The organism is Planktothrix serta PCC 8927 (genome assembly GCF_900010725.2).
GTDB lineage: Bacteria > Cyanobacteriota > Cyanobacteriia > Cyanobacteriales > Microcoleaceae > Planktothrix > Planktothrix serta.
Genome location: NZ_LR734850.1, coordinates 73,000 through 99,203 on the forward strand (window position 1 = coordinate 73,000; position 26,204 = coordinate 99,203).

Genomic DNA, 26,204 nt, shown 5'->3' on the forward strand with positions numbered 1-26,204 from the left:
ATCTAAGCTTTTTATAACTTAAGTCATTAATCTGCTTCTGTCAAGCTTGTTATAGCTTGTATAAGTTATATTTATCCCCTTATGCCAGTTATGAATCTATCACAATCGGTATTCTCGGATAGTTTTGAGTCAGAGAAGTTATATTTTTAACAAGGGATACTGACAGTGATAGATTTTCACCTGACATCCCCAAAGAAGATGCGATGCCAGTAGGTGGCGGCTACGCCATCGCTTCCCTATCAAACAACCAGACTCACCAGTTTTCTGATATACTAAAGGGAGAATAAACACCCAGTGCATCTTTGCAATTCCATGACATCCTCAAGATGGCCATTAGGTTTTGTTGCCTTCACCCTAACCAGCATCTGTACGTCTGTTCAAGCTCAAATTATTCCTGATGCGACCTTACCGATAAATTCTACGGTCACTCAACAGGAAAACCGTTTTCAAATCGACGGGGGAACACCTGCGGGAACCCATCTGTTTCATAGTTTCCGAGAGTTTTCCTTACCAACGGGTACAGAAGCCTTTTTCAATAACTCAACTGAAATCGTTAATATTATTACTCGTGTGACGGGTGGACGGGTTTCTAACCTGGATGGACTGATTCGAGCCAATGGCATCGCTAACTTATTTTTAATTAACCCGAACGGAATTATTTTTGGCCCCAATGCTCGCCTTGAGATTGGGGGTTCGTTTTTGGGTAGCACGGCTGAAAGCCTATTATTTAATGATGGTAGCGAATTTAGTGCTACTAACCCCCAAGCTCCACCCCTGCTGACTATCAATGTTCCCATCGGGTTGCAATCTGGGTCAAATCCCGGAGCAATTATTAACCAATCTAACGCTATTGATAGCAATGGTTACGTTATCGGTTTGCAGGTTCAACCCCACCAGACCCTAGCTTTAATGGGAGGCGCGATTAATTTCTTGGCTGGGGTTCTCACCGCACCCCAAGGACAGATTCAACTAGGGAGTGTTGGGAGTAACGAACAAATTAGTCTGACTCAAGCAAGCACGGGGTTTGCCTTTGCTTATCCAGGCGTCCGTAACTTTAATGATATTAACTTATCCCAACAGTCTAAAATTGATACAAGCGGAGTCGGTGGGGGTGCAATTTCCCTACGAGGTCGGCAAATAAGTTTGACTGACAATTCTGTTATTACTTCTACAACTTGGGGAAATGAACCGGGCAATAATATTTTAATTGAAGCAGAACGGTTGCGAGTTCAAAATGGCTCCTCAATTTCAACTGCAACTTTCGGAGCAGCTTCGGGTGGAGATTTAACTGTTAATACCTCCGAATCTATTGAACTTATTGGTACTGACAATATTGTCAATATTATTTTATCTTTATTCTCTAAACCTGATATCCCTATCTTACCAAAAGATGGCTTATTGACCGCTAGTTTTGGAAGTGGTCAGGGAGGAGATATCACCTTAACCACAGAAACATTGACAGCACTCAATGGAGGTTTAGCTTTTACAGCCGCTTTTGCCGATGGCATGGGGGGAAATTTAATTTTAAATGCTAAAGATGTCAATATTATTAATGCGGGATTAATGGCAGGTACAGCTAATTTAGGTACAGCCGGAAATATAACGCTGAATACTCAAACATTAAGAATGCGAGATAGTAGCGTTATTGTAACAGTAACCCTAGATGAAGGCGACGCCGGAAATTTAACCGTTAATGCTACGGATGCGATTGAAATGTTAGGCCCCCTAGAATTACCAGAGACAAAATATTTGGCTCAACAGAGTATAGGAGTTGGAGCAACAGCATTAACCTCTGAAGCTTATGGAAATGGAGATGCTGGAGATTTAACTGTCAATACTCGACAACTGACTTTAAATAATCTTGCTTATATTACTGCATCAACAATAGGAACAGGTCAGGCTGGGAATTTAACAGTGAATGCAGAACAGTTACAGTTGTCAAATGGAGGTGCTATAGAATCAGCTACAATGGGTTTCAATTCCGGGGGAAACTTAATCATCAATGTTTCAGATACAGTAGAAATGGGAAGTTATCCAACTAAACAAGGAAATTCCAACAGCATTATAACTGTTTCAACTAGAGGTGCAAGTGCAGCAGGGGACTTAACTCTAAATACCCGAAGATTAATGATTCGAGATGGAGGACGAATATCAGCAATAACATTTGACTCTGGAAATGGTGGAAATATTGATATAAATGCCTCAGAATCTATTGAGATTATCGGTTTTACTCCAGAAGAATCTGATGCTTCTGGAATTTTTGCTAGTGTTCAACCCAGTACAAATCAAAATCTCGGTAATGGTGGTAATATTCAAGTTAAAACTGGACAACTCACTTTAGAGAATCAAGCAATAATTACAGCCAGTGGACAAGGAAAAGGTAATGCTGGAAATATTGATATTCAAGCGGATGCTATTTCCCTGAGTAATAGTCAAATTAGAGGGATAACAGCAGCAGGCGAACGGGGTAATATTAACCTGCAATCTCCTCAAATACAGTTAAGGCAAGGAAGTTCAATCTCGACGAATTCCAGCAATAGAAATGGGGGAAATATTACTATTAATACCGAGAATTTAGTAGGATTAGAAAATAGTGATATTACAGCTAATGCAGTACAGGGAAATGGGGGACGAGTTGTGATTAATGCTCAAGGAATCTTTGGAACAAATTATCGACAACAAGAAAATCCGAACACCAGCGATATTACAGCAACCAGTGATTTAGGAGCAGAATTTAACGGTACAGTTGAGCTTAATATTCCAATTGTTGATCCCACTTCTGGGTTAGTTGATTTACAGGAAGGTTTTGTTAATGCAGAAACATTAATCGATCAACGTTGTCACCCAGGAAATCCCCAACGGAGTAGTTTTATTATTACTGGAAGTGGGGGTTTACCCTTAAATCCTACCACAGACCCCCTGAGTTCTGATCAAGGTTGGGTTGATCATCGGTTTTCAGATCAACAAATATACCCTAATTCTCAAGTAAAGTCAAAAGAGATTGTAGAAGCACAAGGTTGGATTATTCATGAAAATGGTACAATTGAATTAGTGGCTGAAACTACAAATTCCCGTCCTAATTCTTCATCTATTCCTACTCCTTCTTGTCCTGAATTATAGCAATACTCAATTAGAAACAGGAAATTAGAGTTCAAAGTCCCCCTTTTTAAGGGGGATTTAGGGGGATCTAATCTATGATGTAATCAGTAGTTCCTTGACTTTTATTGAGTCCTAGATCCCCCCTAACCCCCCTTGGAAAGGGGGGAACCGGATTCAAACTCCTGGTTTTTAAGAGGGATTTAGGGAAATTAAATCTATGATATAATCAGTAGTTTTTAGCGATCGCTAATATCCCGGTTGAAGACAAAACCCCTACGATAAAATATTATAACCTATTTATGAAATCTATTTTTTACAAATTTAAGTTTCTTCTATTTATATTACTGGGAGTAACTTTCATCTTACTTTTAAGTCTAGCTAAACCTCTGGTTGGATTAACTTCAACTCCTTTACACCTAGAAGCGCAACACTTAACAGCACAAGGACATCAACAATTAAATTTGGGTCAAGCTGAAATGGCTTTAGAAACCTGGAAAAAAGCCAATCAACTTTATACTCAATTAGCGGATAATGAAGGAATAATCGGAAGTCAAATTAATCAAAGTCTGGCGTTACAAGCTCTAGGAAATAATTATCAAGCTTGTTTGATTTTAACTTCAGCACTTGAAATCAAAAATAATAACCAAATTTGTCAGAGAGGAGGAAAAGAAACAGAGGCTTTTTCTCAACTTCAAGGAACAATGGTACAAGGAATTGCTTTACAGAATTTAGGAGATATTCTCCGCAAATTAGGAAAGTTGGATTTATCCTATATAATTTTAGAAAAAAGTCTAAAAATTGCTGAATCTTTTAATAACAATGAGCAGGTTAATGGAATTATACTCAGTTTAGCCAATACCGAACAAGCTCAATATCAACAAAAATATGATTTATACAAAAGAACTGGGTTATCTCAGAATCTAAAAAATGCGATCGCGCAAGCAGAAATAGCCCTCAAACACTATCAACAAGTCGCCACTCAAACCGAAAAATCTCTCCAAGTTAAAGCGAATCTAAATCAACTCGATTTACGTCTGGAATTGAAAGCTGCGTTAAATAAATTTGTCAACGAAGATAATCCCGATATTCAAACAATAATTAACCAAAATCAAGCTCAAATCTCTACTCTGTCTGAACAATTTATTAAAGATTTATCTATTTTTTCAGAATTTTCAGCTATTCAAAAAATTTATGCTCAACTCAAGTTAGCTCAAATTTTTAGTCAGTTGGAAACTCCAAAATATTTAGATGCTGCTTGGAATCTAACTGAATTGGCTCTGGACAAAGCCAATGAAATTGACAACAGAAGATCTCAATCCTATGCTTTAGGAATATTAGGAAAATTATCTCAACAGAAAAATCAATTTTCAGACGCTCAAAGATTAACTCAATCTGGTTTAAGTTTAGCTCGTTCTATACAAGCTTGGGATATTGTTTATCAGTTTGATTATCAGTTAGGACAAATTTATGAAACCCAAGGAGAGGTTGAAAAAGCGTTAAGTTTTTATCAAGATTCTCTGGAAATCTTAAACAAAGTTCGTCCTAATGTTTTGGTTTCAGAATTAGATACTCAATTATTTTTCATAGAAAAAATTAAGCCAATTTATGAAAGCTATATTTATTTACAACTTCAAACTCCCACCCCCGAAAAATTACAAAATATAACTCAAGTTATTTCTGAATTTCAAAAAATTGAACTAGAGAATTTTTTACAATGCAATATTCCAGAAAAAAAGGATTTAGATAGAACAGTTCCGGTTATTTATATGTTAGTTTTGGAAACCAAAAATAAAGTTGTTATTATTGTTCAGGGAACTAAACCACTTGAGTATCACCTTTATATTGCTGACTGGGAAAAGCTAAAAGTTGCTATTAATAAATTACAAGATACTTTACAAAAAGGAGAATTTGGGAATAATGCTTCCCAGGATTGGTTAGATGCTAATACTCTCCAACTTTATCAGCTTTTAATACAACCGCTTGAACAATTTTTACCTTCTCAAGGAACCTTGGTTTTTGTTTTAGATAGTTTGTTACAAGGAATTCCCTTCTCTATTTTAACAGATGAAAAACATCATTATTTGATTGAAAAATACACTTTAGCTTTCAATTTAGGTTTTCTCCTCGAATCCTCCCCTCCTTTATTTAAACAACCTCCAAAATCTTTTCTAATTGGTTTAACCCAAGCTAATCAAGATTTGTCTAGCAATTTTAAACCTTTAGAAAATGTTAAAGATGAAATTAAAAATATTAAAGCTGAAGTTAATTCCAGTCAAGTGTTACTGAATCAGGATTTTACCAAACAAAATTTTACTTTACAATTCAATCAATCGAATTTTTCTGGCTTACATATTGCGACTCATGGCGATTTTAGTTCCGATCCAAATCAAACATTTATTCTCGCCTATGATGGCAAGATCTATTTACAAGAATTAGATCAATTGCTGAGAAACAGAAATCAACACAATTTTACTTCTATTAAATTAATGGTTTTGAGCGCTTGTCAAACAGCCACCGGAGACCGTCGCGCCAGTTTAGGGTTAGCGGGTGTTGCTATCCAAGCTGGCGCGGAAACTGTGGTAGCAAGTTTATGGAAAGTTAGCGATCGCTCTACTGCTTTACTCATGCGTTTATTCTATCAAAATTTGAGAAAACCTAATATGACAAAAGCAGAAGCTTTGCATCAAGCTCAACTCCAATTACTCAAGAATAGGGAATATCAAGATTTTAATTATCCCTATTATTGGGGAGCTTTTATTTTAGTTGGAAATCGACTTTAACCATTACATTCGATTTGTAGATCCCCCCTGGGAAAGCAGGGGGTTTTCATTTTCAAAAATGCGATCGCTATCTTCAAAATTGTTTTAATCAAAAAAGAGCATCAGTTGGCTTTTGGGGCAGTAAATCTTCACTCTCCAGACCTACGGTTGAAATAATCTACCCCAACCTGTTCCGGGCCCCTCTGCTGTCCAGCGATAGGTCATTTCATATTGACTGTAAATGGCACCTTTGCCATTTTCTACCGCCCCTGTATAACGATCATTGAGAGAACCATAAGGATCATTAACAATGAAATCTCCCTCTTCAGTTCGCCCTCGGACAACAATCATGTGACCCCCAGAAGGATGTTCCGTTGTCCCCCGATGCAAAATACCAATCACAACAGGACGGTTGGCTTCTAGTTCCCGATAAACATCCTCAAAATCGAGATCCGTATGCCAAGCACTATTTAAACCAAAATGCGATAAAGCTTGAGTTTGAACTTCATGATCTGTGGTATCGCCATATTCAAAGACCATTTCTAAGTAAATATCATCTCCATCTTTTCCAGGTAAAGTTCCAGGTCGGAAATACTCTAAACACATCGCACAGGAGGAAGAATTACAAGTTCTTTCAGGATCTCGATAATTATCAGTTTGAGGAAACCAAGGAACAGGAAGTAAAATTTTCTTGGGTTTGATTTGAAGCTGGGGATTGCAAATTTCTACATCCTGAGTGTGAACAAACCAAGTATTTCTTCCCTTAAAAGATTGAGCTAAAAAGGCAACTTTCAGGTAATCTCCGGTTTGGTACGCATAGGAAGCCACCTCAAAAATATTACCTTCTGTGATATCAACTTGTTGTTCTATGGAAAGTTCTGTAACATCTTCTATGATAAGTCTCAGAGTAGTGGTATGAACAAATTTAAGGGTTAAAGCAGGTTTGGATTGGGTAGGGGTTTGACTTTTTTCTCGTGAATTAATGACTTCACAGGCTTTTTTATAATATTGTTGACGATCTTCTAAGCCGTTGTAGCCGCCATTAACTCGTAGTGTAATTTCTTCAACCGTTGCACCGCGATCGCAAACTTCATTCATGCTATTATTGTACCACCAAAAGCCTGCACTGGTAAATGGATAAGTCTCTGCGACATAATCACAACCCTGCATAATGTTGGCATCACCAATCGCCTGACAAAAGGCTTGATAATTATTTCGTCCGGTTAGCTGAAGCACCCCAGCACCTTTATATTTAGATCCATCACCTGAACAAGTATTTCCCAGTTCACTTCGTCCTTCCAAATAGTCACCCTCATCAAGCTCTTTTAACCATTTCAAACCCCCTGATTCATGGGCGATTTGGCTGAGAAAATGGCAAAGTCTAGGGGGAGTATTGATTTCATAATGATTTAAGCAACAATTGAGATCGTTCAGTTCATCTTTTGTAATGGGATTGTCAAAGATTCTTTCGGCTTCCTCTTGGTTAATGAATAACTGAATACCTTGATCGGGAAGAAATAATTCTTGAGATTCATTTAATTGTATTCCTTCCCAATGTTGAGTAAACGCATAAAAAGTGCCACTATTTGCTGCTAAAAAAACCTTAATATGTCCATTATCAGCAGGTTCAATTGCTTCAAAGCCATAGGTTTTGCCCGCCGGAACGATGACGATTTGTTCAGGTTTAAGTTGAGATGACTCAACCGGAAGTTTTTTTAACTTAGTATTCACTTTTGCAGTAATTTGTTTCATACCTATTACCACGTCAATTGCTTGAATTAGTATTATTGATCTCAATACAATGACGAATTTAGGCTAGGAATTCTGATTTTTTTGAGTTAGTTTTCAGGAGGCTCTGGCTTTGATTCAAGTATAGAATCGTGGGAGTCTGCAATTTCATCATCTTTGGAGCTTAAAGTCGTTAGAGTTGCTGATAAAAATCCTAAGAGAGACCCTAATATAACATTAAAAGATTGATTGGCTATATTGTTAACATTTTCCATGTTTTGGATCTCAACTTCCAATAATTCCTGATAAACATCTAATTGCTCTGATGTTTTCATGAGATCTAAATTTTTAATATGCTCTTCTCGGCTAGCAAAAGCATTATTATAAAAAAATGTTACTCCTCCTGTAAAACTTAATAAAATACTATAAATTACTAAAATAGTATACCAAGGAGATCCGACAATTGAGCTTTTTTTCTGATCCAAATCTCTTTGATTTGATGCTTTTATTGGGGGATTTAAGAGTTCTTCTTTTTGAGAATATTTTTCTTGAAACTCAGATAGTTTTTCCATAAAATTTATTTCTGTTAACTTATTCTATATTTTGTTGATATTATCATTTTTTTTATGATTATTTTTTTGAGCTAAAGTAGTTGATAAAAAAGACACGATAGCCCCCAGCACAACATTAAAAGACTGTGAACCTATATTATTCTCATCTTGAGAAGTTTTGGCATCGTTTTGCAAAAGCTCTTCGACGAGTTTAAATTTTTCCTGATCATCATATACCTTTGTAATTTTAGCAATATTCTCTGCTCTAGTTGCAAAGATATTATTATAGAAAAAAGTAATATAGCCTGTAATAAAAAACAAGACCATATACGTTGTAAGTACCGCGTACCAAGTTCTACTCATTGAATTTTTTAATGAACTGGACAAAACTAAACTGGGTTAATCAACCCTGTTTGACTTCTGGTACTAAAACGATTATTGAAGACACGTTCTGAAATTTTAGACTTAAAGATGTTTTATCGGACTTAAGGCCCTCTATACAACCCGATTCAAGCCTAATCCGGTTGACTGAACATGAAGCATAGTCAACAGAGCGATCGCCGTCGTTTAATCGAGCTAGAGAGACAATGAAATAATATTGCTCTATTATAGATTTAATAGAGATCATGTATCAGGGTGTAAGTTAGAAAACCCTTAACACTAGATAACCCTCCCATGACTTTTGAAGAAGCAGTGCGATTTGTAGACTCAACCCTAGAGTCTAAAACCGGTAAAAAACTAACTCTCACTGAAAAAAACATCCTCCAAGCTGCCTGGAATAACGAAACCTACAGCAACGTTGCTGAAAGCTTATATCTAAGTATTGGTCATATTAAAGATTTAGCCTCCCGATTATGGCAACGCCTTTCAGATACCTTCAGGGAAAAAATCACCAAAAATAACTTTAGACGACTCATAGAAGAGCTTTATGTCACCCAGACTTTCCCTGAAGAAAAAATAGCAGAAAACGATACAGATGAAAGTTTAACCTCCAAAGGGAATATTTTAATTATTGGCGATCTCATCCAAAACTTGCAACTTTTAACTGAAGTATTAAGTAAACGGGGTTATAAAGTTTGCAGCATCCCCAATGGGAAGATAGGATTAAGAACAATCCACAAGCACCCACCCGATGTCATTTTACTCGATATTAAAATGCCGGAAATGGATGGGTATGAAATCTGCAAAATTCTAAAAGCCGATGAAGTGACCTCAGAAATTCCGGTCATTTTCTTAAGTGGGTTAGATGAAATTATCGATAAAGCCAAAGCCTTTCAAGTCGGTGGCGTTGACTTGATCACCAAACCATTTCAACCCGAAGAAGTCATTGCTCGAATTCAAACTCAACTGGCTTTCCAACAACAAAAACGCCAGTTAAGAGAACAAATTGAAAAACATCAACAAACCGTAAAAATTCTCTATCAATCTCGCGCTGTACTTACCAGTTTACTCAATAGTTCTCAAGATGGAATTGCCGCCATACAAACAGTGAGAGATCTAATGACCGAAGAAATTAACGATTTTCGCTGTTTGGTAGTGAATCCCATTTTTGCAAAGTTATTAGGTCAAAAACGAAAAGACCTCATAGGTAAAACCTCCCTCAAAAAATTGCTCAATCAACTGATTCCGACCTTGTTTGATTCCCTGATCAGTGTCGTTGAGACAGGAGAAATGATCGAAAAAACATTTTATTGGGAAAATAATGACCAGCAGAACTGGTACTATTTGACTGCTATAAAATTTGGAGACGGTTGTTCAATTACTATTCACGATATCACAAATTTGAAAATCATTCAATTTAAAAGGCAGATGGAAATGTATTTAGAATAAACTCCTATTTTCTCAAGAGTTGAGTTGGTATTGCACGGTTGTTATCAGTTTCAGTTTATTGGAGTTAAAACCGGAATTTAACTTGATATTATTACTAATACCCAAGCTAAACTATAAAATCCGGCAATTTCTCAAAAAAGCCAACTTTTCCGAACTTAGAGATCCGACTTTCTGCTATTGACACAGACAGGGTAAACGACGGATGATATTGTAACAATGAAATTTGGAAAAGCTAATGCAGTCTTGTGAAGCAAATTTTTCTTGGCTCTACAAGATTATTTGGTGCATTTTACGATTCAATCTGTTTTCAATTTTATTCAAGAAAGCTTTGATAAGACTTAACTCAATTTCACACAATCCTAAATAAATCAAGTGCTTTTTCAGCACTAATCATCAACTGAACATGATGAAAAACAGTTTGACTGGCAAAAACTTAAACCACACCCAGATGCTTATATCATCTTGCCATTTAGCTCCTAATTCTCGCCATCTATCTAAAGATATAGATTTAGATTTTGGGGAAGAAGAACCCATTTTATTAAAACGTCTTTCTTTAGGCGATGACAATGCCTTTTGGCAATTATGGCAACAGCATCAAAAATACCTGTATTATCGCTGTCTAAGCTGGATGGGAGGAAATCCTATTGAGGCTGAAGAAGCACTCAGCCTAGCAATGCTAAAAGCCAGAGATAAATTACCAAACTCGGCAGATAAAATTACAAATTTCCGTGCTTGGCTGATCCGCCTTACCCATAATCTTTGCGTAGATATCCATCGTGCGCGTTGCAGAAAGGCAATCAGAATCGAGACTGTTGAAGAAGACGAAGCGGTTATCTCTAACTTTGACTGTCCCGAATCAGCTATTCTTCGTGATGAGTTAGGACAGGTGATTCGTAGTGCTGTAGATACTCTTCCTGAACGACTTCGCATTCCTTTTATCTTACGTTACTACGAGCAAGTTTCCTATCCAGATATTGCTCAACAACTCGCCATATCCCAAGATATAGCGCTACGCGCTATGGTTAGGACAAAAGTATGATAAGATGCAGTAATACCTCAATATCGGAAAATAGTTATGCCGGCACCTTATAGTTACGATTTACGCTCCAAGGCGATCGCAGCCGTGAAAAGAGGAGAAAAGAAAATAGAGGTAAGTCGTTTCTTTAAAATAAGTCGCAACACATTAGATCTGTGGCTGAAAAAAGAAAGAGAAACAGGAGACTATCAGGCTAGCCGACAGGTAGGAGTAGGAACTCAACCGAAAATTCAGGAGTTAGAAAAATTTAAAGAATTCGTGAAAAAAAATAGTGACAAGACTCAAAAACAAATGGCCCAATTATGGGGGTGTGAGGCGACGCAACAGAATATTAGTTATGCTTGTCGAAAACTGGGTATAAGTCGAAAAAAAAAACTTATGGGTATCGAGAAAGAGATGAAGAAAAAAGACGAGAATTTCTTCAAAAACTAGAGGGAATAGAAAGGAGCAGAAAAGTTTATGTAGATGAAGCGGGATTTGATAATAGAGAGGATTACCCGTATGGCTACAGCCCGATAGGGGAAAGATGTTATGCACTCAAGTCCGGTAAAAGAAGAGAAAGAGTCAGTTGGCTATCAGCATTGAAAGAAGGTAAATTATTGGCTCCTTTAACCTTTGAGGGGTCATGTAATAAAGATTTATTTGAAACCTGGTTAAAGAATTGTTTGCTGCCAGTGCTAGAACCAGGAGACATTATTATTATTGATAATGCCAGCTTTCATCAAGGGGAATATATCAAAGAACTCGTCGAAGAAGCCGGATGTAAAATTTGGTATTTGCCCCCATATTCTCCCGACTTGAACAAGATTGAAAACTGGTGGGCTGTTTTAAAGACATGGATGAAACAGAGATTAAACGAATTTCAAACCGTCAGAGAATGCGTGGATGCTGCATTTAGAAATTGTCCTAACGTATGCGCGTAGCGCTATAATGCTTACAAACGCATCCAACAGGCACGAGATAGACTGCAAAAGTGCCTGAGAAGGTACTTGTCAGGGATAGAAAATTTTCCGTTAAGTTCCTCCAAAACCTCTAATAAAAATAGTAATTTTTTAGGGGATGATTTAAAAATAGACTCTCCCATATCGAGAGATCCCGGGTGCATTTTCGCCGTCATTAATTATCAATTAACAGCGACATGCGTAAAAAAACTATCTCATCCGTCCTATCCATCATTCGGTCTTCAGGGATGGAGATAAATATTGATTTAGTTTTAGACGAAAAGCCAATTCGAACGAACCAAAAAATCAAAACATTAAGTCAGTACGTGCAGCAGTATCCTTCTGGATGGAAAAAACGCTTAGAATTGGCGAATCTGCTATACACAAATGGTTGTTGGCAACAGGCAATTCAAGAGTATCGGCAAGTCATTGACCGACAGCCCCAATTCCTTGAAGTGCAGTTGAAATTGGGGAAAATGTTGCAGTTAATGGGACAAAAGACTGATGCCGTAGCAGTTTATGAGAATGCCTTGTCCTTGATACACCATGAGGCAACTCGACAGCATATCAGTGGATTAATTGCAGTTTGTCGGGATGACATTCAGGAAGCAATACTAGCTTTTGAGTCAGCCACTTCCCTAGAACCCGACAACGTTGCTCACTGGTTGGCTTTGGGGCGGTTGCAGATGCAGAGAGAGGATAGGGTTGCAGCATTGCGAACATTTGAGACAATTGTGTCAATTCATCCCGATGATCTGGTCGCACTGATTGATCGCTATGATGCGCTTCTCGTCTTGGGTAAGATTAGGGCAGCCCAGGACTGTTTAGACCGCTTGGTCGAGTTAGCGTCTGAAGATTTCCGGGTACTCAAACGACAGATCGAAAATCGTTGCTGGATGAGGTTGGTATTCGGAGAACTGGGGAAGCAGACCAAACAGATCATTAACTTGGCTCTGCGACTCGCTCCCGATGCTGTAGATACTTGCGAGTTACTAGCCTATTATCACATTTTCCAAGGGGATTGGGCTACAGGAGTCGGGGTCTTGGCTCAGTTTACAGAGAAACACCCGCATCATCCCAGGGGTTGGTATTCCTATGGGCGGTGCTTGTTCCACACTGGGGATTATCAACAGGCTGCATCAGCCATGCTGAAAGCTTATCGTCTCTACCCCAAAGATTGTGAAATTTATCGGGCGTTGTGCGAGATTTTACCTTTTATCCCTCCTTTAACCCATCTCCTTGCACCAGAGGGGAGTAATGGGATGTCTATCTCGCTGGCTTTGATTGTAGAAGAGATGCTAGAGCGTTTTCCTCAACGCTGGAGCGTTTGGACGACAGCAGGGCGAGTGCTGGTGGAACATTTTCAGGAAATTGACCGGGGGTGTGGTGTTTCTGCACAGGCGACGCAACTTCAGCCCCAGTTGCCGGATGCTTGGTTTCGGCATGGGCGGGTGTTGGCACTGGCCGGAAAACACCAGGAGGCAGTTGAGGCGTTGACACAAGGATGGCAGTTGTTGCCAGATGCGGGGGATTATTTGCCATCTGTGTTAGTGGCGGTGTGGTTCGGGGAGAGTTATCGGGTATTGGGGGATGAGGCGAAGAGTCGGGAGTGGTGGGAAGTGGCTTGTCAGCAAGCGTTGGCACTGATGGAGTTCGATCCAGCTACGGTTTGTTATTGGCTTGGGAAAGCATTACAAGGATTAGGGGATATCAGGGGGGCGGTGGAGGCTTATCAACGTAGTTTAAATCAGCAGTTGCTCTATCCGTTTCGGGGGGAGGTTGAAAACGCACTGAAGCAGTTGCAAGTTAGGTAAGAAAAAGGTTCTAGTAATAGGGATCTGAACTTAAGAAAGAACACTTCCTAACTCGCAAAATTCAGAAAGTGACTACTGGAATTGTCTTAAGTACAGAAGACAAAAGTTCCAATCCATCACTCGTAATAGAGGTAAAAATTACTATGCCAGTAACAACCGCAATCAAAATAGATGTCAATCAAACGATAGACCAGATCAAAGGGCTTGTTACATACGACAAAAAATATGTGATTGAAGTTATCAACAAGACTCAATATACCCTCGAACGTATAGGTGCTTATAATGACTCAGAAAATTGGCCACTTGGCGATATCCAACCGAGTGAGTTAGGGGTGGCACAATTTGACTGTAATTCTTTCTCCTTTGCAGTGAACTATAAACTAAAAGGAGGATGGGGTTGTATACAATTTGCAGCTTCCTGGCCTCTTGTCGGTAAGCGGAAAATTGCTATCGGTGGTATTAATCAAGACGGTAATGAGCCAGCCAACAAAGTTTGGGATCAGATGAATGATCCCTACGATAAATCTTGTTCTAATGGTTCTGTGAAAGTTCGCGCTTTTATGAGAGAAGAAGGAAAATCGATCACATGGATTTATGAAGTAACAAACGAATAGTTTTTGCTGGAAGTTTGAACGCTTAAGTAGAAATCATGTAACGCTTCGTGATTTAGATTGGCTCACGCTCGGAAAGTCAGTGAACGAAGCCGTTGCCAACTCAGGTAACGGCTTCCTCTTCATCAATCAACCTCTAATTCAATAATTCAATTCGTCTTATTATTAACACTAGGTTGATGGATAGAATCAAGATTTCCGAAAAAAGTTAATTCAAAAAAATCAGAAATTGATAATTGGAATCGTCTAATCAGTAGAAGACAGGAAAAAGCAAAATTAATCTTGTCTCCGGTTCAATACCGATACAAAACGTTGAGCAACCGACAAGAAAATTATGAGGTTCAAGCATGGCAGTCACACAGAAAAACGTCACTGATATTTCAGCATTACCCGGACTTGACAAACTGTGGTCTGAAACCCAAGGCGACTCCCAAATCTGTGTAGCCATTCTTGACGGTCCAGTAGACCAATCTCATCCTTGCTTTGACGGTGCCAACCTTACCCGAGTACAAACCACAATTTCAGAGGCAGCCAGCACCGGGCTAATGTCGAGTCACGGAACGCACATTACCAGCATCATCTTCGGTCAGCATCACAGTGACGTTCTTGGTATTGCTCCGGGCTGTCGCGGATTGATTGTGCCAGTGTTTTCCGATCATTCCAGAGGTTCGCTCTCACAAATCGACTTAGCACGAGCGATCAACCAAGCAGTTGAAGCAGGTGCTCATGTCATCAACATTAGTGGTGGCGAACTGACTCAATCAGGCGAAGCAGACCCAATTCTGGCAAACGCAGTGCGTTCCTGCACTGAAAACAACGTTCTCATCGTTGCGGCTGCGGGCAATGATGGCTGCGAATGCCTCCACGTTCCGGCAGCACTAAATTCAGTTCTCGCTGTTGGTGCCATGAATGCTCAAGGATTGCCCTTCGATTTTAGCAATTGGGGTGAAACCTATCAAACTCAAGGCATTCTCGCTCCAGGTGAAAACATCCAGGGGGCGGAACTGGGGGGCGATATTGCCCTGAGAAGTGGTACCAGCTTTGCGACTCCCATTGTATCTGGAATTGTGGCGCTGCTCCTGAGCGTGCAACGGCAACGAGGCGAAAAGCCAGACCCCCACGCTATCCGTGAGGCTCTTCTCCAGAGTGCTTTGCCTTGCAACCCAGAAACGGGTTCAGATTGCCGTCGCTTTTTAGCCGGAAGTCTCAATATTCCTGGGGTTCATGCCCTGATCGCACAAGGAGGAAAAACAGAATTGTCTGAGGAAAACTTAGAGCAACCGATGATTCAACCGAGTGAGGCAACTTGCCTTGAACTAGAAGCATCCGCCAACCCGCTATCAGATGTAGGCGTGCTGGTGCCAGAAGTCACCCCATCTGAATTGGTCTCAGGAACAGTAAATCATTTGGAAAATACGGAAAAGACAATGACTATAATGCCTAGTCAACTAACAGCACCGTCTGTCACCTCCAGTGGCGTCGTCGCCTCTGAAAACTGCGGCTGTAGCGGTGTCGGTGTAAAATCCCTTGTTTATGCGATGGGAACAGTGAGTTACGACTTCGGCACTGAGGCTCGTCGAGATAGCTTTAAGCAGCTTATGCCAGATGTTGAGGGAAATCCGCCCTTCCCAGCTAACCCCTACGTCGTTAGCCAGATGGTGGATTATCTTGAACAAAATCCCTACGAAGCAAAATCGCTGATTTGGACGTTAAACCTAGAGCTAACACCCATTTACGCCATTGAGCCTGTTGGCTCTTATGCCGAGTTAGCTTATGAGCATCTGATTTCAGCTATCAAGGGGCAGATCAAACCTGACAACGATCCTGATTATGTTTCCAGGGTTTCAATTCCTGGCGTATTGACAGGCAAGACCGTCAGACTATTTTCTGGGCAAGTTGTTCCCGTGATTGCCCCGGAAGTTCGGGGGATGTACGAGTGGAACGTCAACCAATTGGTCACACTAGCGGTTGAAGCAGCAAGAACAGCAATGCCCCAGGCTCAAGCTAACCAGCAGGAGCAAGCGACGCGAGCTTCTCTGAAGGAATTTCTCAATCGGATGTACTACGAATTTCGGAATCTAGGTCAAACATCTCAGGAGCGGGCGCTGAATTTCGCGGCGACGAATGCGTTCCAAGCAGCACAGGCGTTAACTGAGGCAACGGGTAAGGGGATGCAGCTTGACCGTATTGAAACCGAAAAAAGCCCATTTTGTCGGATGGATTCAGATTGTTGGGATGTCAAACTGAAGTTTTTCGACCCTGAGAATGATCGACGAGCGAAAAAAGTATTTCGATTCACGGTGGATGTAAGCGATCAAATGCCCGTCACGATTGGCGAAGTCCGTACCTGGTCTATATCTGACTAAAATATCCTTCAATAGCTCACATTTAAAACTTTTTTAAAGTCCGTACAAACAGGAGTATTCAGATGAATTATTTGCCTAAGCAATCTCAACCCATTGCTCGGAGTCTCAACACGACATCCCCCTTATTAAAGAGTTCAGGGGTCAGCAGTTCCGATTTCATGGACTGTTACAAGCTAAAAGGTATGGCGAGAAATATCTGTATGGCTGCTTATTAGAAATCGGGGATTGCCCTTCAAAAATCATTTAAACAGGAGAAAACGCGATGAAAGTTCCGATTCAAGCCGGACACATACCGCGTTACCCGTGGTAAGTGTTCGGAAACAAAAAAAACAAGCAAACACTCAAGAAAAAATTAGGAAAAGTTATGAAACTTCCCAAACAAGTTGCCCCTGTGGAACGGACGCTGACTCCCTCTGCAATTTCAGGACAAAGTGGTGTTGAAGCCAGTGCCTGGTATGACACCCTTCTGGACATTGCCAAGAAAGCAGTTCCCATTGTATCCAACGTTCTGGGCAGTCTGTAATTCAGGCATCTTCATCAGCCTAACTAAACAGTTGTAACAACATTCCTCGTTCGGCAGTTGACAACCACAACCCAACGAGTTCTAAAAACATTAAGGATAAAGAGGCAAAATCATGAACCTTCCCAAACAATCTGCACCCGTGGAACGGACTCTCGCTCCCTCTGCAATGTCAGGACAAAGTGGTGTTGAAGCTAGCGCCTGGTATGACACTCTTCTGGATGTTGTCAAGACCGCTGCCCCAATTGCTGCACCAATTCTGACCTCTCTGATCTAATTCTGACTCATGCTCTCTAGCGTGGGTTACTAACAAACTGTAACCCGATCGCTGGCTCGGTGGTTGTATGGTGTACAAACACCGAGCTTCTCCAAAAGGGTCACAGAACCTTCGCTGCTAACTAAACTTCCGAATGAACTGCCGCTAAAAAACCACACAATGCTGACTTCTTTACCCGTTGAATCTATCTCTGATACTGCCTTCTTAACAGCTTTCTATCGGGCTTTGGAAACCGAGTGCCCAGATTCTCTGTTCCAAGATCCCCACGCCCGAATTTTAGCTGGGGAGCGGGGTGAAAAGCTCGTTGAGGCAATGCCGGGGGGAAAATCAGGAGCAGCAGGCTGTGCCGTGCGGACTTGCGTGATGGATGAGTTGATTCTGCGGACGGTTCAAGAAGACGGCATTGATACCGTGTTGAATTTAGGAGCCGGTTTGGATACAAGACCTTATCGACTGCCTTTACCAACTTCCTTGTATTGGTACGAGTGTGACTTGCCAGTTGTCCTCGCTTACAAAGCCGAAAAGCTTGCTGGCGTGCAGCCCAGGTGCGTTTTGGAATCGGTTTCTTTGGATATTACTGACAGCATTACAAGGCAGACTTTCTTTCAGGATGTTGGTAGGGTCGCAAAACAGGTACTAGCGGTTACGGAAGGTCTTCTTATTTATATGAGTACAGAGCAAGTCGCTGCACTGGCGACTGACCTTTACGCACAGCCCCAGTTTCGGTGGTGGTTGACGGATCTTGCTTCGGCAAGTGCGTTGCGTTATTTCCAGCAAAGCGTCAATCGTTCGCTGAATTCCAGTGACGCAACTTTGCGATTCGCCCCTGAAGAAGGAACTGAGTTCTTTCGGCACTATGGTTGGAAGAGCGTCGAATTGCGATCGCTGCTGGAAGAAGGCCAGCGCTTACAGCGAGAAATCTTACCCCAATCCCTGCTGACTCAATTACAAGCGCCGGAACATTGGGAAATTTGGCGGAAGATGTCTGGCTTCGTTTTGCTGAGGCGGCATTAAGGGTGAATTCAAGGTTGAGGTCTATCGTTGCAGAAGATACTGCAATGATTTAGGTCAATTTGTCCATTCATACAACATCAGAGGTTGTATTGGTATCCCTAACAAAAGGAGCACTTATGAAACTTCCCAACCAGTCTCTACCTGTGAACAGAAGAGAAATCATAGAGCCTGACTTGGTAGTGGTGTCTTTTAAAGATAGTAAAGGCAAGTGGCAACAACAATATCGTTATGTGCGGGGTTCTAATTCCGATCCGAATGAGTCCATGAAATTTTCAGAGACCCTTGACTGTGGGTGTGGGATATTTTCTGGGCTGTCAAGGGCGATGTGCTTTGCTGCTTGTGGCGTTTTTTAAGGGCAGAACCTTGGCTCAATTTGAGTTAGCTGTAGAAGTAAGGACACAGCCTCTCTACCTGATTTAGTTCAGAAATCAAATAAGTGATCGCCCCCCTTACACTAACTCCCACATCCACATAATTCTTTAACAATTAGGGGCTGCACCACCTTCTCGCAGTCCCGCTATCTGAAAAGTGATCGCTTAACCAGAAAACCTAATTAAACTGATAGTCAGGAGTAGAAATAATTATGACGTTCAAAATTCTCAGCTTAGATGGTGGTGGGATTCGGGGAATTTTATCTGCAACAATTCTTAAGCAGGTAGAGACGACACTACAAGAAAAGAAAGGACAGAAATTACATGAATATTTTGACTTAATTACAGGCACATCTACTGGCTCAATTCTAGCTGCGGGGATTGCTTGTCAGATGAACACTGAACAAATAATTAATATCTATCTGGAAGAGGGAAAAAATATCTTCTTAGAGTCGGTTCGTCAGCAGCGAAAATGGAGAAAAGTCAGTCAAGCGATGGGAAATCATCTGCTATACCCCCATGAGCAGGGAGAACAGGGTTTGGCTAAAATATTGCAGAAAAAATTGATTCACTCGCAGTTACATAAATCCCCAAAAATTAGCGAGATTAATAAACCTAATATTTTGATTCCTGCTTATGATGTTTATTCCCGAAATACAACGTGGTTTGTCAATAACTATCCCTCGGTTGGACAAGCCTGGTACGACCCGATAGACCTCTGGAAAATCTGCACTGCTTCAGCATCAGCACCAACGTTTTTTCCCCCTTATGAACTTCCCTATAATGCGGAGCAAAGTCTTCCCCATATTGATGGAGGAGTCTCGGCTAATAACCCAGCTTTACTTGCGATCGCCCATGCTTTGTTAATTGAAAAACAAAACGGATTAAAATTGAGTGATATTGCCGTCCTTTCCATTGGAACTGGCAATACAACTCGCCCCTACAAATACGATCAAATCAAAGAGTGGGGGCAACTGGGCTGGGCTAGTCATTTAGCTGATATTTTTATGAATCCTGCTGCAAAAAATTCAGAGGATATCTGTTACCAAATTATGGAAAGTGCAGGGGCGGATCATCTGCGTTTAAATTTTGATTTGAACGAGCACTTGCAAGCCGATCAAAAATCTGGTTACTTGCGGACTTTGCTCAACAAAAGCTATAATAAATATATTTTCAAAAATAAGAATGAGTATAAAGAAATTAACGAAGATATCGATAATCCTGATAATTGTGTAGACTTGATTGAGGCATCTGAATGTTATCTTGCTTGTGGTGAAGTCTATTATAAAAAGCAATGGATTCCAGTTGGAGAGGCTATTCAATGGTTTATTGACTAAGCATCGACTCTTGGATAGACGAAGGCGAGTCCCGTGAATATCTTAAAACAACTCTTAGAGTTGGGAGAAAAAAAAGTTTTTTCTTATCTTCTATCATTATGTACCAATCTTTTCTTCTAAAGTTCCCAGAGCCACAAATTTATGAACAAATACATTTTTCGTTTGACCAATCCGAAAAGCTCGATCCGTATCTACCCCATCTCCTCCAAAATTTTTCGCTCTCCAGGTTGAAGCGTTGCCACAAATCCATAGGTAGTGAGTATAATTGCGCCACCCAATGCCAGCCAGCTACTTTTGCCTTCCCGTAACCACTGCCAAACCAAATAGCCACCCCAATCTCACATAAGCCCGCAATGACAAAATAAAGCAGCGATCGCAAAATAACCATATTACACAGTAGAACTTTGAACTGTCCCGATCAATTTAGCTTAACATAGGGATAAAGTCGATTAATTTAACTATCTTTAGAAAGAGATTGATCAATCTTGAAATCTTAAAAACTCATCAAATATCTTGCCGAAACTGTTTACTTTTAGTCTATTCTTTGATGATCCATCTATAGATAGATTATGGGAGAACTGAAACTCGATTATAGTGAGATTAGCTGACTAAACAAATCTTAATATTTAGCTTAGGTCAGAATTAATCGTTAGGAAATAATCAGGAATTATCGTATGACAGCAACTTTGAGTCCCGATCAAGTGATTAAAGGGATATCAACCCATCTGCCTTCACTTTCTCAATCCGTTAATTTTATTGAGGCAGAACAGCACTTTATTCAATTGCTAAATTTAGAAAATCTCGATCAGGAAATCAGTATTAACCCAGAATTAGTAGAACCGTTTGAAGCCACACTCAATACAGCTTTATTAAGGGCTTATACCGAAAAAGTTGAAAATAATGAGATTAATTTAGCTCACTTATTTTTACACCGCATTCTTTATCGAATTAATCGGCTGAATTTGTTTTGGTATGATGATTTAAAGCACTATAGCAACGAACGGTCTTATTATTTAAACTGGGTGCGCGATCGCATTGAGGAAGTTTGGCAAACTTGGGAAAATGCCCAATTTGATCTCGAAGAATACAAACAACAAGATATTAAGCAAGCGTTAAATGAACGGAGCGAGGTTGATCTCGATCCAGCGATTAGTGAAAATAAATATTATTTGCGGCACGAAATGACCCTGGAAGGGTATAAACAGTTATTAGCGATCGCTTCTTTAGATGGATTAGTAGAAGCCAGTCGAATGTCGCGGATTTTGGGCGGTGCGAGTAACGAAATCCAAGCCACATTAATCTTAGTGTTACTCGAAGAATATGGCAATGGTCGTCTCAATCGAAAACATTCAACCTTTTTTGCTCAAATGATGGCAGAATTGGGGTTGGAGACGGAGCCAGAAGCTTATTTTAACATTGTCCCTTGGGAAGTTTTAGCCTCAATTAATCATAATTTTCTCCTAACAGAATGCAAGCGTTATTTCTTGCGTTATAACGGGGGCTTAACTTACTTTGAAATTGCTGGCCCTGCCATTTATACCGATTATAAATTAGCCGCAGAACGGCTCAAACTTTCAGATACGGCAATGGGGTATTGGGCATTACATATCCGCGAAGATGAACGTCACGGTCGCTGGATGTTAGACAAAGTTGCGTTACCGCTAGTGGATCGATATCCGAATGAAGCTTGGCAAATTCTACTCGGTTATGACCAAGAAAAAAGGATAGGCGATCGGGCTGGGGATGCCGTGATTAAAGCGGTTAAACAAGCAGAAAAATCTGTTAGCAATTCCTAATTCAATTTTCAACAATTTCCCATTAACATTTATCTCCCCATATTCATCATGCAAACCGGATTATTATCTTCCAATCAAGTTACAGAACCTTATTCTCCTGATCAAGTATTCTTCTGTCCTGAAGAATCTCAATTTTACTCTCAATGTATTGAGAAAATGGTATTAAATCAATGTACAGCCTTTGACTCAATTATTGAATTTGGAACGGGTGAAGGGAGTCCTGTGATTGATTGTTTACTTAAAACTCGATTTAAAGGCTGTATTCACGGCTATGAATTAAACATTGATGCTTGTAAATTAGCTCGGTCTACCCTTGAGAAATATCAGCTTAGAAACAAGTATATTATTCATAATGAATGTTTTTTTAGTGCTTCCCCTGGTTCCGCAAGTTATTTAATTGCAAATCCTCCTTATCTTCCGGCACCTGATAATGATTTATATCTGCCTGCCTTGCATGGGGGAATTGATGGGGCTACCATTACGAAGAAGTTGTTTACAGTGGGTTGTAAGAATGTTTTATTAATGATTGCGGCTTATTCTAATCCGGTGGAAACCATTGAGTATGCTCAAGCGCAGGGTTATCAAGTGGTTGATTTTATGATTTCACCGTTAAAGTTTGGTTACTATAGTTGCGAACCAAAAGTTAAACAAACCATTGAAGACCTTCAGAAAAAACAGAAAGCCTTTTATTCTGAAAATATCTACTTTTTAGCCGGGGTTCTGTTTAAGAAAGAAGATCCTTTAAATGTGGATTTATCAGCAGAATTGTTGAAGGTTATGACCGCTTTATAACACAAAGGCAGGAGTAGAATGCTTTCCCCCATTCTTCTCTCCAACAAAGTTCAAGCCTCGTTAGGGGATCTCTGCTTAATTCTAGTATATTTAATCGCTTTCACCAATCACTTTAGTCCAAGGAATAGGAACATAACCGAGGATTATAAATAATTCCTAAAAAATCATCACCTCCTGCATAAACAACGCGCCGGAAATCTTCTGGAAATTCTGCATAAAATTTTTCTCCCCATTTTCTCATTTATTCAGAAACCGGGTTTCTTAATTGAGCTTTTTGTTAATAGCAAAGGTTAGGGCAGAAACCCGGTTTCTCGCAAGCGCTGGGGGTGTGGGGTTCAGAAACCGGGTTTCTTAATTGAGCTTTTTGTTAATAGCAAAAGTTAACGCAGAAACCCGGTTTCTAGGAGGTAGTTAGATGTCCAATAATTTCCAAACCAGAAGCCTTGAAATAAATTTCAGGCTTAAAGCTAAAACCCGTTAAAACGGGTTAATAAAATAAATTAAGTCTTTAGTTATCTTTAGATAACTTCAGCTTTTAGCCCGAACTTTAGTTCAGGGCTAATCTCAAGCAATCTTTCTGTTAGTAGCTCATGTTAACGCCAAAATCCGGTTCATTGGAGGGGTGGGTGGGGTTTTAAAACTTCAAAAATAACCGATAACAGACGTTTCTGAACGGCGGGAGTTCTCAACACTTTTTTGTCCGCAGAAAACGGCTGCAACCCCAGCAAAACGACATCATATTTAGTTCCGATCTCGAACCCACTCGCCTCAAAAATCGGTTCGTATTCAGCCGGAACTGGGATATTTTCAATCCAATATTCACCGTGGACGGTTTGACTGTCAAAAAATGCGATGCCGAGATTGCCTTCTTTATAGCGAAAAAACTTAATTTTTCGGACTTGGCGTTCCTTTTTACCAACCAAATCTGACACCAGATCGGCGGCTCCCAAAATGTTTTTCAGATCGAACATAACCCAAACCTTCGATATGTGATCATGTGGGTGGTACAGGCTAGAAATCATTCCAACCTAGTTTCCAATCAATTAATCTCCCTAACGAGTAGGGAGTGTAAGAACAAAACATGACTTTATTCTGTCACTTGTGAATTAGGGGATCAAGTGTTAAGTTGGCAAATTTTTGGCTAGAAGTTGGGGGTTAAGGTAGATTATAACACAGAAAAGTCTTAAGCGATCGCGTCGGATGAAGATAGAACTGGGGTCAGAAACCGGGTTTCTTAATTGAGCTTTCTCTTAGTAGCAAAAGTTAACGCAGAAACCCGGTTTCTAGGTGGTAGTTAGGAGCATCAATCCTCATCAGGATTTTCTAAAATATTCCGCACGACATTTCCGCCAAATTCGTTACGTTTTTCAATCTCACTGACTTGTGTGGCAATTTGTTTAGCTATTTCAATGTCTCCTAATCGAGCTCTAATCAGTCCTGATGCTGCATAAGCATTAATATAAAGCCGAATATTAGGATCATCTAAACGTGCGGTTAATATCGGTTTTAATTGAACCCAATCTTCAGGTAGTAATTCTATGCGTTTCACCATTTCTAGCACTTTTGTCGCCACTTGCAAGGCTAAAGGATCGTTATGGGTATAAAAGAAATAGCGATAAGCTGACACCAATACATCAGGATCTTCATCCGCAATGGCGAGCGCCTGATTGATATAACCATCTGCAAGCTCTGGATTATTCCAATGAGTAGATGCCAGCACTAGCAATTGTTTGACGGTTTCAGGGACGGTATACCATGACAATCCATCAGCATTTGGGACTGGCGAAGTTTGGGTTTGATTTTGTGGCTTAGAAACAGGCATTATTCTGGCAACAATAGTATATCAGAATTGTAGAACATGGCAATTTCAAACCCCTTAACTGATTAACGCTGTACTCAAGCTCTACAAAGGCTAATCCATAAACCTTTCAGTAAATAACTTGGGGTGAGGTGCTAGTATTTTAACGCCAGTTTTAACTTACGAGGGGGTTTGGGGGAGCTATAAGTCTCACACTGAATTTCACGCTCACAAAAAAAACAACCAGAAATCAGTGTGGGTTACATGGACTCCCCCAAGTTAATTTTGCGTTTGTCAATCCCGACAAAATTAACAATAATATGTTAAAGTATATCCAAGAGTTTTGAAAGCGACAATGTTTCAGGCATACAAATTCCGAATCTATCCAAATACCGAACAGCAAATCGCCTTAGCCAAAAGCTTTGGTTGTTGCCGTTGGTATTGGAATTATGCCCTGAACTTGTGCCAAGAAACCTATAAAACAACAGGGAAAGGATTATCCAGAAAAGTGATTCAAGGATTGTTACCTCAACTAAAAAAGGAATATCCTTGGCTGACAGATACCTATTCTCAATGCCTACAAGTTGTCGCACTCAACTTATCTACGTCTTACAAAAACTTCTTTGAGAAACGGGCGAGATTACCTCGGTTCAAATCCAAACATGGTAGACAATCAATCAGTTATCCCCAAAACGTTAAGTTTAAAGGGGATTATCTAAAACTACCGGGTAAAGTAGGGTTGGTTTATTGTTTGCGCCATCGGGAATTTCAAGGCGTAATTAAAACCGTTACTGTCTCCAAAAATCCTGATGGGAAATATTATGCTTCTATCTTAGTTGATGACGGCAAGGAAACACCCAACCTATCAACCAATGGAAAAGCAATTGGGATTGATTTAGGGTTAACTCATTTTGCGATTACTAGCGATGGGGACAAGTATAGCAACCCCAAACATTTTGCTAAACATCAACGCAACTTAAAACGAAAACAACAGAAATTATCCCACAAACAAAAAGGAAGTAATAGCAGACAAAAAGCACGATTAAAGGTTGCTAAAGTCCACGCTAAAATCTCTCGTTGCCGGGAAGATTTTCTCCACAAACTATCCCGCAAGATAGTGAACGAAAACCAAGTGATTGCTGTAGAAAATCTAGCAGTTAAGAATATGGTGAGAAACCATAAATTAGCCAGAGCGATTAGTGATTGTGGTTGGGGAATGTTCTGTACAATGCTCAAATACAAAGCCGAAAAAGAAGGGAAAATCTATCAAGAAGTTGATAGATTTTTCCCTTCTTCTAAAACTTGTAACGTCTGTCTAAATCAAGTGGGTAGTTTACCACTTGATATTAGAAGTTGGATTTGCGAACATTGTCAAACAACTCATGACCGAGATATAAATGCTTCTATCAATATCAAAAATGAAGCCTTGCGGATTTTATCGTTGGGAACCAGCGATACTGCTAGTCTGAGGGGATGTCAGTCACCGGAACAAACTTCTGTTTCTTCTGATGCTATCCCCGTTGATGCTAGAAGCCCACACTTACTCGTAGAGAAGTGTGGGTAG

General features: G+C 40.1%; 22 protein-coding genes. 15 read left to right on the top strand and 7 right to left on the bottom strand.

Going from position 1 to position 26,204, the window contains the following annotated elements:
* The first annotated feature begins 312 nt into the window (after positions 1–312).
* Both PL8927_RS07185 and PL8927_RS07190 read left to right on the top strand, forming a co-directional pair.
* Complete coding sequence (locus tag PL8927_RS07185) at positions 313–3,120, top strand: two-partner secretion domain-containing protein (RefSeq protein ID WP_083619057.1); 2,808 nt, start codon at positions 313–315, stop codon at positions 3,118–3,120.
* Between the two features lie 278 nt (positions 3,121–3,398).
* Positions 3,399–5,879 carry a CHAT domain-containing protein gene (locus tag PL8927_RS07190; RefSeq protein WP_083619058.1) on the top strand — a complete coding sequence of 827 codons (2,481 nt, stop codon included), beginning with the start codon at positions 3,399–3,401 and terminating at the stop codon, positions 5,877–5,879.
* 141 nt (positions 5,880–6,020) lie between these two features.
* Here the strand turns inward: PL8927_RS07190 and PL8927_RS28415 are convergent, their stop codons facing one another.
* The 3 genes from PL8927_RS28415 to PL8927_RS07210 form a co-directional block, all read right to left on the bottom strand.
* A complete protein-coding gene (locus PL8927_RS28415) occupies positions 6,021–7,610 on the bottom strand; it encodes a C39 family peptidase (RefSeq protein WP_231505945.1) in 1,590 nt (529 codons plus the stop codon).
* An 86-nt stretch (positions 7,611–7,696) separates the two neighbouring features.
* Positions 7,697–8,158 carry a hypothetical protein gene (locus PL8927_RS07205; RefSeq protein WP_083619060.1) on the bottom strand — a complete coding sequence of 154 codons (462 nt, stop codon included), beginning with the start codon at positions 8,156–8,158 and terminating at the stop codon, positions 7,697–7,699.
* 24 nt (positions 8,159–8,182) lie between these two features.
* On the bottom strand, positions 8,183–8,500 hold the full coding sequence (locus PL8927_RS07210) for a hypothetical protein (RefSeq protein WP_083619062.1): 318 nt from the start codon (positions 8,498–8,500) through the stop codon (positions 8,183–8,185).
* A gap of 312 nt (positions 8,501–8,812) precedes the next feature.
* Between PL8927_RS07210 and PL8927_RS07215 the strand changes: the two genes are divergently transcribed.
* The 10 genes from PL8927_RS07215 to PL8927_RS07260 all read left to right on the top strand — a co-directional run bounded on the left by PL8927_RS07215 (position 8,813) and on the right by PL8927_RS07260 (position 20,254).
* On the top strand, positions 8,813–9,967 hold the full coding sequence (locus PL8927_RS07215; protein WP_083619064.1) for a response regulator: 1,155 nt from the start codon (positions 8,813–8,815) through the stop codon (positions 9,965–9,967).
* 448 nt (positions 9,968–10,415) lie between these two features.
* A complete protein-coding gene (locus PL8927_RS07220) occupies positions 10,416–11,006 on the top strand; it encodes an RNA polymerase sigma factor (RefSeq protein ID WP_083619091.1) in 591 nt (196 codons plus the stop codon).
* Positions 11,007–11,042: 36 nt separating this feature from the next.
* A protein-coding gene (locus tag PL8927_RS07225; RefSeq protein ID WP_197047317.1) for an IS630 family transposase occupies positions 11,043–11,926 on the top strand; the annotation gives its coding sequence in 2 pieces (ribosomal slippage) (positions 11,043–11,369 and positions 11,372–11,926; 882 coding nt in all).
* Between the two features lie 344 nt (positions 11,927–12,270).
* The gene (locus tag PL8927_RS07230; protein ID WP_231505946.1) at positions 12,271–13,758 is read left to right on the top strand and encodes a tetratricopeptide repeat protein; all 1,488 of its coding nucleotides are present in this window, start codon (positions 12,271–12,273) and stop codon (positions 13,756–13,758) included.
* Between the two features lie 143 nt (positions 13,759–13,901).
* Complete coding sequence (locus tag PL8927_RS07235; protein ID WP_083619066.1) at positions 13,902–14,372, top strand: hypothetical protein; 471 nt, start codon at positions 13,902–13,904, stop codon at positions 14,370–14,372.
* 344 nt (positions 14,373–14,716) lie between these two features.
* The gene (locus PL8927_RS07240) at positions 14,717–16,735 is read left to right on the top strand and encodes a S8 family peptidase (protein ID WP_083619067.1); all 2,019 of its coding nucleotides are present in this window, start codon (positions 14,717–14,719) and stop codon (positions 16,733–16,735) included.
* Between the two features lie 62 nt (positions 16,736–16,797).
* On the top strand, positions 16,798–16,950 hold the full coding sequence (locus PL8927_RS07245; RefSeq protein WP_156093126.1) for a hypothetical protein: 153 nt from the start codon (positions 16,798–16,800) through the stop codon (positions 16,948–16,950).
* Between the two features lie 95 nt (positions 16,951–17,045).
* Complete coding sequence (locus tag PL8927_RS07250) at positions 17,046–17,258, top strand: hypothetical protein (RefSeq protein ID WP_083619069.1); 213 nt, start codon at positions 17,046–17,048, stop codon at positions 17,256–17,258.
* A 433-nt stretch (positions 17,259–17,691) separates the two neighbouring features.
* Entirely contained in the window at positions 17,692–18,546 is an 855-nt protein-coding gene (locus tag PL8927_RS07255; RefSeq protein WP_083619071.1) for a class I SAM-dependent methyltransferase, read from the top strand.
* A gap of 583 nt (positions 18,547–19,129) precedes the next feature.
* Complete coding sequence (locus PL8927_RS07260; protein WP_083619074.1) at positions 19,130–20,254, top strand: patatin-like phospholipase family protein; 1,125 nt, start codon at positions 19,130–19,132, stop codon at positions 20,252–20,254.
* A gap of 191 nt (positions 20,255–20,445) precedes the next feature.
* Here PL8927_RS07260 and PL8927_RS29100 read toward each other — a convergent pair whose 3' ends face one another.
* On the bottom strand, positions 20,446–20,577 hold the full coding sequence (locus tag PL8927_RS29100) for a YnfA family protein (RefSeq protein ID WP_407947381.1): 132 nt from the start codon (positions 20,575–20,577) through the stop codon (positions 20,446–20,448).
* 351 nt (positions 20,578–20,928) lie between these two features.
* Here PL8927_RS29100 and PL8927_RS07270 point away from each other — a divergent pair, with 351 nt between their 5' ends.
* Together PL8927_RS07270 and PL8927_RS07275 are read left to right on the top strand one after the other, a co-directional pair.
* Positions 20,929–22,050, top strand: coding sequence for an iron-containing redox enzyme family protein (locus tag PL8927_RS07270; protein ID WP_083619076.1), 1,122 nt, complete (start codon positions 20,929–20,931; stop codon positions 22,048–22,050).
* A gap of 48 nt (positions 22,051–22,098) precedes the next feature.
* A complete protein-coding gene (locus PL8927_RS07275) occupies positions 22,099–22,842 on the top strand; it encodes a class I SAM-dependent methyltransferase (RefSeq protein WP_083619078.1) in 744 nt (247 codons plus the stop codon).
* 112 nt (positions 22,843–22,954) lie between these two features.
* Here PL8927_RS07275 and PL8927_RS28820 read toward each other — a convergent pair whose 3' ends face one another.
* The 3 genes from PL8927_RS28820 to PL8927_RS07285 form a co-directional block, all read right to left on the bottom strand.
* Complete coding sequence (locus PL8927_RS28820; protein WP_269322009.1) at positions 22,955–23,083, bottom strand: hypothetical protein; 129 nt, start codon at positions 23,081–23,083, stop codon at positions 22,955–22,957.
* 370 nt (positions 23,084–23,453) lie between these two features.
* Positions 23,454–23,813, bottom strand: coding sequence for a hypothetical protein (locus tag PL8927_RS07280; protein ID WP_083619080.1), 360 nt, complete (start codon positions 23,811–23,813; stop codon positions 23,454–23,456).
* Positions 23,814–24,145: 332 nt separating this feature from the next.
* Positions 24,146–24,664, bottom strand: a complete 519-nt coding sequence (locus PL8927_RS07285) for a hypothetical protein (RefSeq protein ID WP_083619082.1) — start codon at positions 24,662–24,664, stop codon at positions 24,146–24,148.
* Positions 24,665–24,995: 331 nt separating this feature from the next.
* Here PL8927_RS07285 and PL8927_RS07290 point away from each other — a divergent pair, with 331 nt between their 5' ends.
* Positions 24,996–26,204 carry an RNA-guided endonuclease InsQ/TnpB family protein gene (locus PL8927_RS07290; protein ID WP_083619084.1) on the top strand — a complete coding sequence of 403 codons (1,209 nt, stop codon included), beginning with the start codon at positions 24,996–24,998 and terminating at the stop codon, positions 26,202–26,204.

What these genes read in the sequence shown, in the direction of transcription:
- PL8927_RS07185 (WP_083619057.1), top strand. Translation starts at nt 313, where the DNA reads ATGACATCCTCAAGATGGCCATTAGGTTTTGTTGCCTTCACCCTAACC.
- PL8927_RS07190 (WP_083619058.1), top strand. Translation starts at nt 3,399, where the DNA reads ATGAAATCTATTTTTTACAAATTTAAGTTTCTTCTATTTATATTACTG.
- PL8927_RS28415 (WP_231505945.1), bottom strand. Translation starts at nt 7,610, where the DNA reads ATGAAACAAATTACTGCAAAAGTGAATACTAAGTTAAAAAAACTTCCG.
- PL8927_RS07205 (WP_083619060.1), bottom strand. Translation starts at nt 8,158, where the DNA reads ATGGAAAAACTATCTGAGTTTCAAGAAAAATATTCTCAAAAAGAAGAA.
- PL8927_RS07210 (WP_083619062.1), bottom strand. Translation starts at nt 8,500, where the DNA reads ATGAGTAGAACTTGGTACGCGGTACTTACAACGTATATGGTCTTGTTT.
- PL8927_RS07215 (WP_083619064.1), top strand. Translation starts at nt 8,813, where the DNA reads ATGACTTTTGAAGAAGCAGTGCGATTTGTAGACTCAACCCTAGAGTCT.
- PL8927_RS07220 (WP_083619091.1), top strand. Translation starts at nt 10,416, where the DNA reads ATGCTTATATCATCTTGCCATTTAGCTCCTAATTCTCGCCATCTATCT.
- PL8927_RS07235 (WP_083619066.1), top strand. Translation starts at nt 13,902, where the DNA reads ATGCCAGTAACAACCGCAATCAAAATAGATGTCAATCAAACGATAGAC.
- PL8927_RS07240 (WP_083619067.1), top strand. Translation starts at nt 14,717, where the DNA reads ATGGCAGTCACACAGAAAAACGTCACTGATATTTCAGCATTACCCGGA.
- PL8927_RS07245 (WP_156093126.1), top strand. Translation starts at nt 16,798, where the DNA reads ATGAATTATTTGCCTAAGCAATCTCAACCCATTGCTCGGAGTCTCAAC.
- PL8927_RS07255 (WP_083619071.1), top strand. Translation starts at nt 17,692, where the DNA reads ATGCTGACTTCTTTACCCGTTGAATCTATCTCTGATACTGCCTTCTTA.
- PL8927_RS07260 (WP_083619074.1), top strand. Translation starts at nt 19,130, where the DNA reads ATGACGTTCAAAATTCTCAGCTTAGATGGTGGTGGGATTCGGGGAATT.
- PL8927_RS07270 (WP_083619076.1), top strand. Translation starts at nt 20,929, where the DNA reads ATGACAGCAACTTTGAGTCCCGATCAAGTGATTAAAGGGATATCAACC.
- PL8927_RS07275 (WP_083619078.1), top strand. Translation starts at nt 22,099, where the DNA reads ATGCAAACCGGATTATTATCTTCCAATCAAGTTACAGAACCTTATTCT.
- PL8927_RS28820 (WP_269322009.1), bottom strand. Translation starts at nt 23,083, where the DNA reads ATGAGAAAATGGGGAGAAAAATTTTATGCAGAATTTCCAGAAGATTTC.
- PL8927_RS07280 (WP_083619080.1), bottom strand. Translation starts at nt 23,813, where the DNA reads ATGTTCGATCTGAAAAACATTTTGGGAGCCGCCGATCTGGTGTCAGAT.
- PL8927_RS07285 (WP_083619082.1), bottom strand. Translation starts at nt 24,664, where the DNA reads ATGCCTGTTTCTAAGCCACAAAATCAAACCCAAACTTCGCCAGTCCCA.
- PL8927_RS07290 (WP_083619084.1), top strand. Translation starts at nt 24,996, where the DNA reads ATGTTTCAGGCATACAAATTCCGAATCTATCCAAATACCGAACAGCAA.